13 protein-coding genes are annotated in these 15,183 nt (G+C 47.0%); 4 read left to right on the top strand and 9 right to left on the bottom strand.

Annotation, left to right across the window (positions count from 1 at the left end):
* The first annotated feature begins 69 nt into the window (after nucleotides 1-69).
* The 3 genes from H7R39_RS09990 to H7R39_RS09980 all read left to right on the top strand — a co-directional run bounded on the left by H7R39_RS09990 (nucleotide 70) and on the right by H7R39_RS09980 (nucleotide 1,819).
* On the top strand, nucleotides 70-684 hold the full coding sequence (locus H7R39_RS09990; RefSeq protein ID WP_185899080.1) for an Arm DNA-binding domain-containing protein: 615 nt from the start codon (nucleotides 70-72) through the stop codon (nucleotides 682-684).
* Nucleotides 681-1,208: a tyrosine-type recombinase/integrase gene (locus tag H7R39_RS09985; RefSeq protein WP_185899429.1), complete on the top strand. Its 528-nt coding sequence runs from the start codon at nucleotides 681-683 to the stop codon at nucleotides 1,206-1,208. The genes H7R39_RS09990 and H7R39_RS09985 overlap by 4 nt, the downstream gene beginning before the upstream one ends.
* Nucleotides 1,209-1,612: 404 nt before the next feature.
* On the top strand, nucleotides 1,613-1,819 hold the full coding sequence (locus H7R39_RS09980) for a helix-turn-helix domain-containing protein (protein ID WP_185899079.1): 207 nt from the start codon (nucleotides 1,613-1,615) through the stop codon (nucleotides 1,817-1,819).
* Between the two features lie 308 nt (nucleotides 1,820-2,127).
* Here H7R39_RS09980 and sdhE read toward each other — a convergent pair whose 3' ends face one another.
* From sdhE to sdhA, 3 genes are read right to left on the bottom strand one after another with little or no spacing between them, the layout of a single operon-like run.
* Complete coding sequence (gene sdhE, locus H7R39_RS09975; protein ID WP_185899078.1) at nucleotides 2,128-2,988, bottom strand: 8-methylmenaquinol:fumarate reductase membrane anchor subunit; 861 nt, start codon at nucleotides 2,986-2,988, stop codon at nucleotides 2,128-2,130.
* Between the two features lie 3 nt (nucleotides 2,989-2,991).
* On the bottom strand, nucleotides 2,992-3,954 hold the full coding sequence (gene sdhB / locus H7R39_RS09970; RefSeq protein WP_185899077.1) for an 8-methylmenaquinol:fumarate reductase iron-sulfur subunit: 963 nt from the start codon (nucleotides 3,952-3,954) through the stop codon (nucleotides 2,992-2,994).
* The gene (gene sdhA, locus H7R39_RS09965; protein ID WP_185899076.1) at nucleotides 3,954-5,798 is read right to left on the bottom strand and encodes an 8-methylmenaquinol:fumarate reductase flavoprotein subunit; all 1,845 of its coding nucleotides are present in this window, start codon (nucleotides 5,796-5,798) and stop codon (nucleotides 3,954-3,956) included. The genes sdhB and sdhA overlap by 1 nt, the downstream gene beginning before the upstream one ends.
* 231 nt (nucleotides 5,799-6,029) lie before the next feature.
* Between sdhA and H7R39_RS09960 the strand changes: the two genes are divergently transcribed.
* Nucleotides 6,030-6,920, top strand: coding sequence for a LysR family transcriptional regulator (locus tag H7R39_RS09960; protein WP_185899075.1), 891 nt, complete (start codon nucleotides 6,030-6,032; stop codon nucleotides 6,918-6,920).
* Nucleotides 6,921-7,315: 395 nt separating this feature from the next.
* Here H7R39_RS09960 and H7R39_RS09955 read toward each other — a convergent pair whose 3' ends face one another.
* The 6 genes from H7R39_RS09955 to ileS form a co-directional block, all read right to left on the bottom strand.
* Complete coding sequence (locus H7R39_RS09955; protein ID WP_185899074.1) at nucleotides 7,316-8,128, bottom strand: carbon-nitrogen hydrolase family protein; 813 nt, start codon at nucleotides 8,126-8,128, stop codon at nucleotides 7,316-7,318.
* Complete coding sequence (xseB, locus tag H7R39_RS09950) at nucleotides 8,121-8,315, bottom strand: exodeoxyribonuclease VII small subunit (protein WP_002948190.1); 195 nt, start codon at nucleotides 8,313-8,315, stop codon at nucleotides 8,121-8,123. Before xseB ends, H7R39_RS09955 begins: the two co-directional genes overlap by 8 nt.
* Nucleotides 8,308-9,408: a homoserine O-acetyltransferase MetX gene (gene metX / locus H7R39_RS09945; protein ID WP_185899073.1), complete on the bottom strand. Its 1,101-nt coding sequence runs from the start codon at nucleotides 9,406-9,408 to the stop codon at nucleotides 8,308-8,310. Before metX ends, xseB begins: the two co-directional genes overlap by 8 nt.
* Nucleotides 9,408-10,856 (bottom strand): IMP dehydrogenase, encoded by a 1,449-nt coding sequence (gene guaB / locus H7R39_RS09940; RefSeq protein WP_185899072.1) that lies wholly within the window; start codon nucleotides 10,854-10,856, stop codon nucleotides 9,408-9,410. The genes metX and guaB overlap by 1 nt, the downstream gene beginning before the upstream one ends.
* Before the next feature lie 4 nt (nucleotides 10,857-10,860).
* Complete coding sequence (gene gatA, locus H7R39_RS09935; protein ID WP_185899071.1) at nucleotides 10,861-12,219, bottom strand: Asp-tRNA(Asn)/Glu-tRNA(Gln) amidotransferase subunit GatA; 1,359 nt, start codon at nucleotides 12,217-12,219, stop codon at nucleotides 10,861-10,863.
* A 96-nt stretch (nucleotides 12,220-12,315) separates the two neighbouring features.
* The gene (gene ileS, locus H7R39_RS09930) at nucleotides 12,316-15,072 is read right to left on the bottom strand and encodes an isoleucine--tRNA ligase (RefSeq protein ID WP_185899070.1); all 2,757 of its coding nucleotides are present in this window, start codon (nucleotides 15,070-15,072) and stop codon (nucleotides 12,316-12,318) included.
* Nucleotides 15,073-15,183 lie beyond the last annotated feature (111 nt).

Below are 15,183 nucleotides of genomic sequence, written 5' to 3'. Positions count from 1 at the left end.
GTTAGTAGCCCAAAAATTTGGCCACAAAAAGTGCGTTAGTTGGCTTAAAATAAACTAAAAGGTTAAAAAATGGAGGTTTCAACCGAAAAAGAAATAGAACGTATAAATATATTAGAAGGCAAAAAAGAGTTTAGTGTCAAGGGCATTAATGGCCTAAAGCTTTTTTGCTACGCTACAGGCGGAAAAATTTTTAAATTTAAATACCAGCTAGAAGGCGGTAACTATACAACTAAGACCTTAGGCGAGTGGATAAAGGCTGTTTATGGTATAAAACAAGCAGGCGATGACGCTATTGAGATTTTACGCAAGATAAAATCTGGAGAGGATGTATCCGGAAATAACTCTCTTGTTAAAAATTTCGGCGAACTTTGGGCTATATATAAAGAGGACGCTTTAAAAACCCAAAAATTTAAAACATTAAAATCGGAGATGAGTAGATTTGAGTTTAATTTGCTCGATATCGTAAAGCACGTGGATATAGAAACTATAAAAAAGCCATCAAAGGCAACTCCGTTATTTTTAAATGCGCTTAGATCGCTTCAGGACGAGGATAACCCAAAGAGCGACACTGTCAAAAAGGTTCTAGGCAGACTTAATCAGGTTTTTGATTTTGCGATTATAAAAGGAATCATCAAAGTAAATCCAACGCGAATACTTTCTCAAAATTTCTCCAAAAATTTATAAAGGTAGAGCAGACCCCAAGAAAAGCCATAGTCGATATAGATAAATTTAAAATTCTACTGACCGACATAAACGAATACTGGGGCAGCATTCATATCAAAAACTGTATAAAATGGGTAGCTATGTATGCACTTAGACCGTCAAATGCTAGGTTTATGAAATGGGAAGATGTTGATTTGCTAAAAAAGTGGCGCATAAAAAATACCGATATGAAGATGGGTGAAGAGTTTATTTTGCCTCTTACGGATGCGGCGATAGAGTTTTTAAGGGCTCAAAAAAGCTTTAGTACGCAAAAATCTCAGTATGTATTTGAAGGCGTAAAATACGGCGAGCCAATCAGCGACAATAGCATGCGCATAGCTCTAAAAAAGATAGGGTACGACGGAGTAATGGATATGCACGGGTTTAGAAGCTCGCTTAGAACTATTTTGTCTGAGCTAAATGTAGAAGAAAGGCTTGGTTTTAGCGAAGAAGTGCTGTCTCTTTGCATAGATCAATCACCGTTTACGCAATATCATAAAATCTGATTAAAGCTATCAAAGGGCGAAATTTGAAAAGGCAAAAAAGGGAGGTTTTTGAGTATTGGCATTCAAAAATCACAGAATGGGGACTAAAAATTTCATAAAATTTATTTTAAAATACAAAAATAGCCTCATGAAACAGCGATGAAATTTTATAAAAAACGATGTTTATCGCCAATTTTATGATACCTAGAAGCAATCCTTAAAAAGTCCAATCTAAAATATAAATTTATTATTTTTTAAGCCAACTCGCTATATAGATAAGTAGTTTTTGTATTATGAGTTGACTTATACTATACTTAAAATCATTAAATTTCGTAAAAATCATCAAAAATATTAATATCTATCTTAAGGATTCAGCGAGAAAAGTACACTATAATCGCGCAAAATTAAACTACTAGGAAATAGATATGATTTTAGAAAATCAATATATCAAAGACGAAGAAGTTGCCGAAGCACTAAACGTCACGCCAGATACTCTTGCTAAGTGGAGAATGAAAAATAATAACGGCCCTAAGCTACCTTATGTGAAAATAGGGCGAAGCATAATGTATCGCCGTGAAGCTATAGAGAAGTGGTTGCGAGAAAACGAAAGAATCGATACCAATACTACTTGATGCATTGCTATGGGTACTGTAATGCTAAGAAAGCTATTACTTAATTCTGCTTTTGAGTAAGTAGTTTTCTATTTAGTATTTTTTATGTATTCGAGCGAGCCCTACAAGTCAGAGCCTTGTAGGGCGTTAAAGAAGAAAAATGGCACATGACGAAAAAGAGACTTTGTTCTGGGATCATCTTGGGGGGATGTTTATTTAAATTTAAAAATGGCACCAAGTAAAACCTAATAGTCTAAAATTTAAGCCGTCAAATTTAACGGAACGTTTCCGCGCCAAAAGAGCGCAAATAAGCACCGGCGCGGAAAAATTTAAGCCAGCTTGGTCGCGTCTATGATGTTTAGATCAAGACCTAGCTGTTCGTTGCTAAGCCCGAGCGCAAGGCCCACTAGCTGCGAAAGGTTGATGATAGGCTTTCTCACGTCCGAGTTTTGCGCGTCTTGATAGCGCTCCTGATAGATGTCAAGCTGCATCTGGCAGAGCGGACAAGGCGTCACTACGCAATCAGCGCCGTTTTTGTCGGCATTGCCTACGATCTGGCTGGACATTTTTTGTACCGATTTTACCGCAGGATAGCTCGCGTGAAATCCGCAGCAGTCAAGCCTCTTTTCAAACGGCACGATCTTTGCGCCAATGGCTTCTACGACGGTTTCAAAGCTATTTGGGTTGGTTGAGCTCTCTTTAACCAGCTCTTTTTCGGGGCGCAGGCTGTGGCAACCGTAAAATAATGCGACCTTTAAATTTGAAAGCGGCTTTATGACCTTGGCTTTTAGGGTTTCGACGTTTTGATAAAGCACCCAAAGCAGGCTCGTTATCTCACTCGTGCCTTGATACTGCATGTTTCCTTCTTTTAAAAAGGTATTTATGCGCTCTTTTGCGCCTTTATCGAGGGCGTTTTTGGCCTTTGTGAGCGTGAGCATACAGGTGGAGCAGGTGGTGAGTACCGGCATATTCATCTGCTCGGCTAGAGCGATATTTCTAGCGTTTGCGACGAGCGCGGCCATCGGATCTATACACTGAGCTTGAGAGGCTCCACAGCAGCTCCAGCCTTTTATCTCGTGTAGTTTGATACCAAGGATCGGCGCGATCGCCTCGAGCGACATCTTGGATTCTTTTGCTGCTTGACTTAGGACGCAGCCAGGGAAAAATGCAAATTCGTTTTGTGCGCTCATCTCTTACTCCTTGCTCGCGGCGCGCGCGGCTTTTATCATTTTTACTAGGTCTTCGTGGCCTTCGATCTCATCGCCCTCAAATATATGCAGCGGATTCATCTTGCCAGCGCCCATTAAGTTAAAGGCGATGTCCATCTTGCCCATATTTTTGATGACGCCCTCGGAGCGAAGCGCGAGTTTGATCTCGTTTAGTCGCCCGGTGCCCTCTACAATATCGGTTAAAAACGCCGTCGCATGTCCCGGTCCTTCGCCCTCGTCAAGACCGTTTGCTACGGCTTTAACGCGTAAATTTGCGATATCGCTAAACGAGCTTATACCCTTTGGACAGCGATCGGCGCACTCTTGGCAGTGCACGCAGTTCCATAGCCCGTTCATGACGGAAGGTTTTACGTGTATCATCGGGTCTTTTGAGCGAGAGTCGGCCGCGGCGCGGTATGCGTGAGTAAATACGAACGGCTGCATATAGTCGCTAGCGTCCGCTTCTAGTTTGTTGCACTCGGACGCGCAGCAACCGCATAGGATGCAGTCCCACTGCTTTTTGATGCGATTTACTTCCTCTTGGGTCTGCTTACAGCCGTGTTTGTTTGAAAATGCCTCTTGCGGCGTGATGGTCGGTTTTATCTTGCGTAAATTTTCTATACTCGGCTCCCAGTCCACGACTAGATCGGAGATCACTCTAAAGTTATTTAGAGGCGAGATAGTCATGGAGCTAGGATTTTTATACTCCTCTAGCAGCTCCTCCATCTTGGTATCGCAGGCGAGATAGGAGTGGCCGTTTACTCTCACCGCGCAAGCACCGCATATCGCCATGCGGCAAGCAGCGGTAAAATTTAGCGTGATGTCTTGCGTGCGTTTGATGTGCTGTAGCAGACTTAATAGCGTCTGACCTTTTACTTCGTCCATGCTAAGCTCATAGGCTTGTTTATATTTTTGCTGTCCGTCGAAACGGTCGATGATAAATTTCATTAGTATTTCCTCTCTTCGACTGGATATTTCGTGATGACGACGTCTTTGTAGCTAAGCTGCGGTTTGCCGTCAACTAGCGTAACGATGCTGTGTTTTAAGAAATTTACGTCGTCGCGCTTCGGGTAGTCCTCTCTAGTGTGAGCGCCGCGGCTCTCGTTGCGATTTAGCGCTCCTAGGCACGCACAGCGCGCTAGTAGGATGAGATTTCCCAGCTCCAGATAGTCCGTGATCGCGGTGTTGTAGATAGGATTTGGATTTGGGATCTTTAGTGCATCGTATCTAGCCTGTATCTCCTCGAGCTTGATTTGTAGAGCTTCTAGTTTTTCTTTCGTTCTAAAGATACCCATATTGTCCCAATTTTGTTTGCCTAGCTCTTCTCGCAGATCATACATCTCGTTTGACGTGCCACCGCCACTGGTTAACTCTTTAAATTTAACTCTCCATTTTGCCGCCAGCTCGGCGCTAAGTTTGCCGGAACCAAAGCCCGTTCTCTTTGATGCGTATTCGCCTGCACCTTCGCCAGCTAGTTTGCCGGTTACCGCGGCATCGGTTAGGCTGTTTCCGCCTAGACGGTTTGCGCCGTGGATAGATGCGCACGACGTCTCTCCTGCGGCAAAAAGCCCAGACAAATGCGTGCTCATATCGTCAAATTTGGCTATCTCTATACCGCCCATCGAGTAGTGTGCGGTCGGGCGGATTTTTATCGGTTCTTTAACTAGGTCCATATTTTCAAAAAGTAGTCCGACGTGGCGGATCTGCGGTAGCTCGTGCATGATCTTTTCCTCGCCTAGATGTGTGACATCAAGCAGTACGTAAGATCCCATGCCCTCGCCGTAGCCGCGTCCCTCGCGGATCTCGGTCTCTATCGAGCGAGCTACGATGTCGCGCGGAGCTAGTTCCATTTTTTTAGAGTATCTAGACATAAAGCGCTCGCCTTGATTGTTTATCAGCTTGCCGCCTAGTCCGCGCGCTGCCTCCGTGATAAGCGCGCCGCCGTTTGCTACTCCGGTAGGGTGAAACTGAAGCATCTCCGGGTCTTTAAAAGCTACGCCTGCTCTAAGAGCGGCCGCTATACCGTCGCCAGAAGCGTTAAAAGGCGTAGAAGTTCGGTTAAAAAATACTCTCGTATAGCCGCCCGTAGCCAAAACCACGGCTTTTGCCAGCACCGGCACTACGTCGCCCGTTTGCATGTCTCTTAGCACCACGCCCTCGCATACGCCGTTATCCATACCGATATCTAGCAGGTAGTGATCGAGTAGAAATTTGACTCCAGTCGTGATCGCCTCGTCAAGGCAAGTATGCATCATAATAGAGCCCGTTTTGTCCGCGGCATAGTTGCAACGCTCAAATTTAGCCCCGCCCGCAAAACGGCGAGCTACGGTGCTGTCTTTTTGTCTATTAAACGGCATGCCGGCGTAGTCAAGCTCGTAGATGGCTTCGGTGGCCTTTTCGACAAATTTGATGATCGCGTCTTGATCGCCCAAAAAGTCGCTGCCTTTAACCGTGTCGTATGCATGAAGCTCGTGGCTGTCGCCGTGCTCAAAGTCTATGACGCCGTTTATACCGCCCTCGGCCATACAGGTAGCGTTTCTTGACGGCATACCTTTATTTACGACGACGATGGTTAAATTTGGATATTTTTTCCTTACGGCTACGGCAGCTCTTAGTCCGGCACCGCCGGAGCCCACGATCAGTACGTCGCAAGATGGAAGCCCGGCTTTGTTTCCGCTCTCTTTTTTGCCTGCGGAAACGCTAGCGCTCTCGCAGCCGCTAAGTGCCAAGGCTCCCGCGCCGATACAGGCCGTTTGCAGAAAGTCTCTTCTGCTAAATTTTTGTTCGCTCATTGATTTTCCTTTGAACTTTGAATTTTACTCGCAAAGTCGCATTTTTGCGCTCTGCACGCCTTTTATCCTCTGGCCCAGGTCTTACGTTTTCTGGCCTCCTTATTATTTGCTTAAATATTATATGTAACTTTTTAAATTAATTTCAGGATATTAACGCAAATTTTAATATAAGTCAAATATTATTTTATATATAATATGATAATTTTAATATTATGACAAAAGGCATAAAGTATGAATTTAAGGCAAATGGAGCTGGTTTTAAAGGTAGCTAGCGAAAAAAGCTTCACAAAAGCGGCAAATGCGCTCAAAGTCCCGCAGCCATCGCTATCGCAAAGCATTTTAAATTTAGAAAAAGAGATCGGCATGCCGCTTTTTAACCGCGAAACAAATCCCGTTTCTCTCACAAACGCGGGCGAAATTTATCTATCTAAAGCAAAGCTCGTTTTTGACGTACTAGAGGACTTAAATACCGAACTAAACGAGCTTGGCGGCGCAAAAAGAGGCAAGATCCGCATCGGATTTTCTCAAAACGGATACAACATGATCCCCGAGGCTTTGCCTAAATTTTGCAAAAGATTTAGCGGCGCGAACATAAAAGTCATGCAAATTTTCTCCACTCTAAAAATAAGAAAAATGATTATAGACGACGAGCTTGATATCGGTATGTTGATAATGCCTATCGACGCTAACGGCCTAAAATGCGAGGTTATTAAGACGCAGGATATGTTTGTAGCGCTACCTGCGCTGCATCCTCTCTCACTCAAATATAAAAATCAGGATACTAAAATCTCGCTAAAAGAGCTAAAAGACGAAAAATTTATCTTGCCTAAAGAGAGTCAAAGAAGCCGCGCGGAGATCGATTTAGCGTTTAAAAAGGCGGGCTTTGCGCCTAAAATTTTCTGCGAAACGGAGACCTTTGACATCGCAAACTCCATCGTGGCGTCCGGATACGGCGCGTGCTTTACGATACCGCAGTTTATCAAAGAGGATAAGGCCGATAAGGTGCGGCTTTTTGACATCGGCGAGCCGACGCTAGCCAAGACGCTGATTTTGGCCTATAAAGAGGATAAAAAGCTGTCAAAACTAGCGCAGGAATTTATCAAAATCGCAAAGGAAAGCTAAGTAAGATTTGCGCGTTTTTGATTTTTAGCTTTCAATTTAATGCGTAAAGCAAGAAATTTGGAAACAACGTGAGAGAGGAAGATGTTGCGTTAAATTCGGTATTTACCAACAGGAGTCGCTGTGATCTATTTTGATAGACGGGTTAAATTCGAGCTAAAGCCGGCGTCAAATTTATTTAGGCGGCGGTAAAATGAATTTGATAAAATTTGATCGTAAAGAACCTGGTTTTTACGGCTAGCGCTAAAAATGGTAGGGTTTTGCAAAATAAACTTAGCGTTCTAAATTTGGCAATAAAAACAGGATAAAAGCGCAGTAGATCAAAATAAATTTAACGGTTCGGCAAATTTGCAAAAAAGGCGGCAAATTTTATCTTGGTTGCCGCCTGAAAGCTAAATTTAGCCTAGTCTTTTATGTAAAATTTGAGAAAATCCCCATAGGTGTCTAGCTTGCGCGAGTTCTGTTTTTTCGAGTTTTGCTACCATCATCTCTTCGTTTTTACCTAGGCGCGAAACCACCTCGCCAAATGGGCTAATCAGCATCGAATCGCCGTAAAAGCTCCACTGCTCGCCGCTAGCGGCCTTGTGATTGCCGACGCGGTTTACGCGCAGGACGTAGACGTTGTTCGTAAAGGCGCGGGTCTTTAGCAACTCCTCCCAGCGCGACTCGCTAAAAAACGTGCACGCAGTGGGAACTACGACTGCATCGACTTTCTTGCGCGCCATATACGCCCATGCCGCGTCAAAATGCGCCTCAAAGCCAAACATCACGCCGATTTTAAATTTTTCGTAGCTAAAGACGGGTAAATTTAGCTCGCCATCCTCTTTGTTGGCAAAAAATTTCGCCTCGTTCCAGTGCGGGTAAGGCATCAAGATCTGCTGCTCGTAAAAGCGCGACGACGCGGGACTAAATCTCGCCGCGACCTTGATGAAACCTTTGCCTTTGGGTAGTACGAGCGGAGCTAGGATTTCTAGATTGTATTTTTGCGCCATCGCGGCAAGCGCGTGTTTTTTACGCTCGCTTTGTTCCTTGATGAGGCTTTTTGGCATGAGCTCGAGCTCTTTAAAAAAGCTGTTTAGCACGTACTCTCCGAGCACCACGAGTCTAGCGCCTTCGCCCGCGCAAATCCTAAAATAATAATCCAGCCGCGACTCGCTCATGGGCTGGGTCGGCAGCTGCAGGGCGCAAACGGCCGCGGTAGCGTTATTCATCGTCTGCATCCTTTACCACTAGCTTTGCGTTTTGCAGGATCTTGTCTGCTTCCTCGAGTAGCTTTTTGCCCTCTTTGTGCAGCTTAACGCTTTGCTCTAGGCTTAAATTTTCATCGCCGAGCTGTTTTAAAATTTCATTTGCTTTGGCGAGTTTGCTCTCAAAATCCTCGCTTAAATTTTCACTCATCTAAAACCTTTTTTATGATTTTTTCAAATTTATCTACTTCGACCAAAAACGCGTCGTGACCGTAGTCGCTGTCTATCTCGTGATAATCGCACGCCTTGCCGATACCCTGCAGCGTCTCGTGCATCTCGCGCATACAGCTTGGCGGAAATAGCATATCGCCGTTAAATGCGACCAGCGTAACCTTGGCGCAAATAGGCAAAAGAGCGTGCGCCAGGTCGTCGTAGTGGCGCGTGCAGTCAAAGATATTCATCATCTTTACGATGTAAAGGTAGCTCAGCGGGTCAAAGCGCTTAGGAAAGCCGTGGCCGTTGTACTCCATATAGCGATCGACCTGAAACCGGCCCGTAAGCTCGTAAAGGCCGTCCGTTTCGACGTAGTTGCGGCCAAATTTTGAGTCCATGGAGCTAGGCGAGAGAAAGCTGATGTGCCCAGCCATGCGTCCTAGCGCCATGCCTGTTAGCCCCTGTGCGGCGATGTCGTTTTCGTCGTATTGGCCGTCTTTGAAGCCCGGATCGCGCAGGATGCCCTCGATCGCGATTTTGTTAAACGCGATCGCCCAAGCCTTGCTCTGATAAGTGCTGGCTAGGATGATGACGTTTTTGGCGAAATTTGGAAACTCGATCGCAAAGCAAAGTGCTTGCATACCGCCTAGGCTGCCGCCCACGACCGCATGCGCTCGCTCGATGCCCAGGTGCTCAAAAAGCCTCATCTGCGCCTTTACGACGTCGCTGATGGTTAGCACCGGAAAGCGCAAACGATACTGCTTGCCCGTGCTTTTTTCGATACTGAGCGGATTTGTCGAGCCGAAATTTGAGCCGAGGATATTTACGCAGATGACGAAAAATTTGCTCGTATCTATGCCCTTGCCATCGCCCACTAGTGCGTCCCACCAGCCGAATTTTTGCTCGTTTTCGTATCTGCCTGCGGCGTGGTGGCTACCGGTTAGCGCGTGGCAGACGACTATGACGTTGCTTTTATCTTTGTTTAGCTCGCCGTAAGTTTCGTAAGCGAGCTCAAATTCGGGTAAAATTCGGCCGCTCTCCAGATAGAGCGGCTCATTAAATTTTACTTTGCCGGTTTTTAAATTTAGCACTAATTGACTTTGTAGTTAGGGGCTTCTTGCGTTATGACGACGTCGTGGACGTGGCTCTCTTTTAGGCCTGCGCTCGTGATCTCGACGAACTGGGCTTTTTCCTGAAGCGTTTTGATATCTTTTGAACCCATGTAGCCCATCGCGCTTCGTAGGCCGCCAACTAGCTGATGCACGACCTCTTTTATGCTACCCGCAAACGGTACGCGGCCCTCGATACCCTCAGGCACGAGTTTATCTTGAGCGGTGCCTTCTTGGAAATATCTATCGCTGCTGCCTTTCGTCATCGCGCCGATACTTCCCATGCCGCGGTAGACTTTGTACTGGCGTCCCTGGAATGTTATCACCTCGCCCGGAGTCTCCTCGCAGCCTGCTAGCAAGCTACCAGCCATCACGCAGCTAGCGCCTGCGGCTAGGGCTTTGGCTACGTCGCCCGAGTACTTTAGTCCGCCGTCTGCGATGACGGGGATGCCGTATTTCGCAGCTTCGGCTGAGCAGCTATCGACGGCGAAAATTTGAGGTACGCCAATGCCCGCTACTACGCGAGTGGTGCAGATGGAGCCCGGTCCTATGCCTACTTTGATACCGTCGGCGCCTGCTTCCGCTAGGTCTTTGACGGCGGCCGGGTTTGCGATATTTCCAGCGACGACGTCTACTTTTAGCTCGGCTTTGACTTGTCTTAGCGTGTCTAGTACGCCTTTTGAGTGGCCGTGAGCGGAGTCGATGACGATGACGTCTACGCCGGCTTCCGCTAGGGCTTTTGCTCTATCCATTTGCCCGACGCCGATAGCTGCTGCCACGCGGAGCCTGCCGTATGCGTCTTTGTTTGCGTTTGGATACTCTTTGCGTTTTTTTAGATCTTTTATGGTTATGAGGCCTTCTAGGTGGCCGTCTTTATCGACGATAGGTAGTTTTTCTACGCGGTTTTGAGAGAAAATTTTCTCCGCATCGTCTAGCGTGCAGCCCTTTGGAGCGGTGATTAGCGGGGCTTTGGTCATCCTGTCTTTTACGAGGACGCTTCTATCGTTCTCAAATCTCAAATCGCGGTTGGTTAGGATTCCTATCAGTTTATTTTCCTCGTCTACGACGGGAACGCCCGAGATATGTAGATCCGCCATCATATCAAGCGCGGAGCCTACGCTGGCATTTGGCGAGATGGAGATAGGATCGATGATTACGCCGCTTTCGCTTTTTTTCACGCGGCGGACTTCTTTGACCTGGCTTTGTATGTCCATATTTTTATGTATGACGCCGATACCGCCCAGGCGCGCCATCATGATCGCCGCGCGGTGCTCGGTGACGGTGTCCATCGCAGCCGATACGATCGGGATGTTTAGCTCCACGTTTCTGCTAAAGCGCGTTTTTATGTCTACTTGTTTAGGCAAAATTTCGGAGTACTGCGGGACGAGCAAAACGTCGTCAAAGGTGAGAGCCTTCGTAACTATCTTCATGCGTTTATCCTTTTATAGAGTTTTCTAAACTAAGCGCGCCTTCTAGCAGCGTTTTTTCGTCCCACGCCTTTGCGATGAGCTGAGCCGAGACGTTTAGGCCGTCAGCGTCCTTGGCTACCGGAACCGAGATGGCGGGTAGGCCGGCTAAATTTACGCTGATCGTATAGATGTCTGATAGATAGGAGTCTAGCGGGTTTTTTAGTTCGCCGAATTTATACGCCGTGCTAGGGGCGACCGGCATCAAAATGAGGTCGCATTCGCTCAAAATTCGCTCGTACTTAGCCTTAGTGTGGGCGCGAGCTTTTTGCGCTTTGATGTAGTATGCGTCGTAGTATCCGCTACTAAGTACGAAAGTACCGAGCAAAATTCGCTTTTTTACCTCTTCGCCAAATCCCTCCGAGCGGGAGTTGATGTAGAGCTCTTTTAAGTTTTTAGCTTCGGCTCTGCGTCCGTATCTTATGCCGTCAAAGCGGCTAAGATTTGCGCTAGCTTCGGCTGTGGCGATGATGTAGTAGGTTGCGATGTCGCATTTTGAGTTTTCTAAATTTTTATAGATTATTTTGTGGCCTGCGGCTTTTAAAATTTCTACCGCTTTTAAAAGCGCCTTTTTGGTCTCTTCCGAGGCTTCGTTTATGTAGTTTTCGATGACGCAGATCGTGAGTTTTTTATCCGCGTTTAGCTTGTCCGCGACGCTCTCAAATTTGATATCCGCGCTCGTACTATCCTTGTCGTCGTGTCCCGCGATGATATCGTATAGGATCGCGGCGTCCTCGACGTTTTGCGTTATCGGGCCGATCTGATCTAGCGAGCTAGAGTATGAGCCCAGACCGTAGCGGCTCACGCGTCCGTAGGTCGGCTTTAGTCCCACGCAACCGCAAAATGCCGCAGGCTGGCGTATCGAGCCGCCTGTATCGCTTCCTAGAGCAGCCACCGCTAGCCCTGCGCCGACCGCGGCAGCCGAGCCGCCCGAGCTACCGCCCGCCACTCTTTCGCGGTTTAGCGGATTTAGTGTTTTACCGTAGTAGCTGTTTTCGGTCGTGTTTCCCATGGCGAATTCGTCCATATTCGTACGGCCAAAAGGCGCCAAGCCCGCTGCTAGCAGCTTTTCTATAACCGTCGCGTTATAAGGCGCGATGTAGCCTTGTAAAATTTTAGACGCGCTCGTTACGCTCCAGCCTTTTACCTGGATGTTGTCTTTTATGGCGATCGGCACGCCCGCGCCCAGTTTATCAAGTGGCAAATTTGCCAACTGCTCGACGTAAGCGCCAAGCTCTCTATCTGCGAAAATTTTCTTTTCCAGCTCATTTCTAAGCTCGGCTACTTCGCCGGCGCTTAGCTTTAGAGCCTCTTTTAAAGTTATCATTTTTTATCCTTAAATTTATTTACCGCTACGATACCTGCGGCTGTGACCGCGAGGATGGCCGCGATGGTTGCCGCGACGAACCAAGCGGAGATAGGCTCAGACATTTTTTAATACCTTTTCGCATCTCGGGCAGGTTTCTCCGTCGTGCTTAGCGGTAAATTTCCAACATCTCGGGCACTTGTGGCGCGTCGATAAAACGAGTTTAAATTTATCGTTTCCGACGTCAAATTCAGCTAGACTGTCGCTGCCGTCTAGGCTCTGGACGTCGCTAACCATATACCAGTCGCTGATCTCGTTTATATCCTCGCTCAGGATCAAATTTGAGCTGGTTTGCAGCACTAGCTCGAGGGTTGATTTTATCTTTTTGTCTTTTTTGAGTACGTCGATTAGCTCGAAAAACTTCTCGCGGCTAGCGACTAGCAGCTCGTCGTCTACGTTAAACTCAAAATCTAGCGGCGCGTACTCTAGATCAAATGCATCCGCCGCGCCGTTTTTTATGATCTTAGGCGCATAGTCCATCGCCTCATCCACGGTGTACGTTAGCGTCGGAGCGATGAGCGGTAGGAGCGCTCTTGTGATTAGCGCCATGGCGCTTTGAGCCGAGCGGCGCGTATCGCTGTCTTTGGCGTCGCAGTATAGGCGGTCTTTGCAGATATCAAGGTATATGCCGCTTAAATCAGCGCTTAAGAAATTCATCAGCAGGCTAAAGCCCTTTGAAAAATCGTAGTTTCTAAACGCAGCTTCGGTCTCGTCGAATGTTTTTTTCGCGCGGCTTAGTATCCAGCGGTCTAGGATGTTGAAATTTGAGGTTTCGATATCCTCTAGATCGTTTACGTTGGCTAGTAGAAATCTTATCGTATTGCGTATTTTTCGGTACTGCTCGCTTACTTGTTTTAGGATGTTTTCGCTGATTTTTAGGTCGCTGGAGTAGTCGCTAAGCGCAACCCAAAGGCGCAAAATTTCCACGCCGTAGGTTTTAGCGACGTCTGCGGGAGCTACGACGTTGCCCTTGCTTTTACTCATCTTTTGACCGTTTTCATCGACGGTAAAGCCGTGCGTGAGCACGCTTCTATACGGCGCTCGTCCTTGCGCAGCGCAGCTTAGTAGTAGCGAGCTTTGGAACCAGCCTCTGTGCTGATCGCTGCCCTCTAGATACATATCGGACGGATAGCTACCCGCATCGTAGTCGCCGCTTTTTAGCACAGCAGCCCACGTCGAGCCGCTGTCAAACCAGACGTCTAGGATGTCCATCACTTTTTCTAAATTTTGCGGCTCAAATTTGCAGTTTGCGGGCAAGAGATCTTTTATCTCGCTGTCCCACCACGCGTCAGCGCCTTTTTGCTCAAATATCGCCGCGACGTTATCTAAAATTTCATCGTCAAATATCGGCTCTTTGGTATCCTTATGCCTAAAAAACGCTATCGGCACGCCCCAGTCTCTTTGGCGTGAGATGCACCAGTCGGGACGATTTTCTATCATCGAGCCTATCCTTTTTACACCGCTTGCCGGATAAAATTTGACGTTTTCAAGCTCTTTTAGCGCGACTTCTCGTAGTGTTTTGCCCTCGATTTTCGGCTCGTCCATAGCGATAAACCACTGCTTTGTAGCGCGGTAGATAACGGGCTTATGCGTCCTCCAGCAAAACGGATACGAGTGGACGAATTTGCTAACTTTTAGCAAATTTGAGCCTAGAAGCTCTAAAATTTTCTCGTTTGCTTTAAAGATATGCATGCCGATTAGTTCGTCTGCTACGCCGTCTGGAAATAACTTTTTGGCCTTTAGCGTCTCGTCGTACAGACCGCCTTCATCGACGGGCATGATGACTTCGATGCCGTATTTTAGGCTCACGTGGTAGTCGTCCTCGCCGTGACCGGGAGCGGTGTGTACCAGACCCGTACCGCCGTCCATCGTGACGTGATCGCCTAGTATAAATAGCGATTTTCTGCCGTTTAGCGGATTTACCGCGTGCAGGTTTTCAAGCTCGGCGGCGGCGAATTCTTTTAAAATTTCGCCCTTAGTTAGCCCTTCTTTTTCTAGTTCGCCAAGCATCTCTTTGGCAAATATCAAATTTTCAGCCGTTAAAACGTAAATTTCGCTCGGGTTTAGCGAGATGGCTTGGTTTGCCGGCAGCGTCCAAGGCGTGGTCGTCCAAATGACTGCTCGAGCGTCTTTTGCGCCGATTTTTGCGGCGGCTTCCTCGCCTAGCTTAAAGGCTACGTAGATGCTGTAGTCTTCTTTGTCTTCGTACTCGACCTCGGCTTCGGCTAGAGCGCTTCTAGCCGCCCAGCTCCAGTACACCGGCTTGCTTCGTTCGATCAAAAGTCCGCGTTTGGCGACTTTGCAAAGCGTTTTGTAAATTTCGGCTTCAAATTTAAATTTCATCGTCAGATACGGGTCGTCCCAGTCGCTAGCGACACCTAGCTGTTTAAAGCTCTCCTTTTGCACCTCGATAAACTCTCTGGCGTGCTCGCGGCAAAGCTCGCGGATTTGCGTTTTGCTAAGGCTTTTTTTCTTATCGCCCAGTTTTACCTCGACTTGCTGCTCGATCGGTAGTCCGTGGCAGTCCCAGCCAGGCGTAAACCTCACGTTTTCGCCGAAGAAATAGTGCGTTTTTAAGATGATGTCTTTTAGGGTTTTGTTTAGCGCGTGTCCGATGTGGATGTTGCCGTTGGCGTAGGGAGGGCCGTCGTGCAGAGTGAAGCTTTTAGCGGCTTTTTGCCTTTTGGCTTTCATTTTTTCGTAGATTTTTCTATCGTCAAACCACGATTTTAAGCGTTTGGGTTCGTTTTCCGGCAGGTTGCCGCGCATGGGAAATTCGGTGTTTGGAAGCAATAATGTATCTTTGTAATCCATAGGTTCGCCTTGAAGTAAAAAATTGGTAGATTTTATCCAAACGGCGATTAAACGCTACTGAAAAAACGCTATTTTAAGCTAAATTTATGTAAGATGTTTTCGGCTTTTAAA

This window comes from Campylobacter massiliensis (assembly GCF_014253065.1).
GTDB classification, from domain to species: domain Bacteria; phylum Campylobacterota; class Campylobacteria; order Campylobacterales; family Campylobacteraceae; genus Campylobacter_A; species Campylobacter_A massiliensis.
This window is presented reverse-complemented; position numbering and strand designations above follow the sequence as displayed.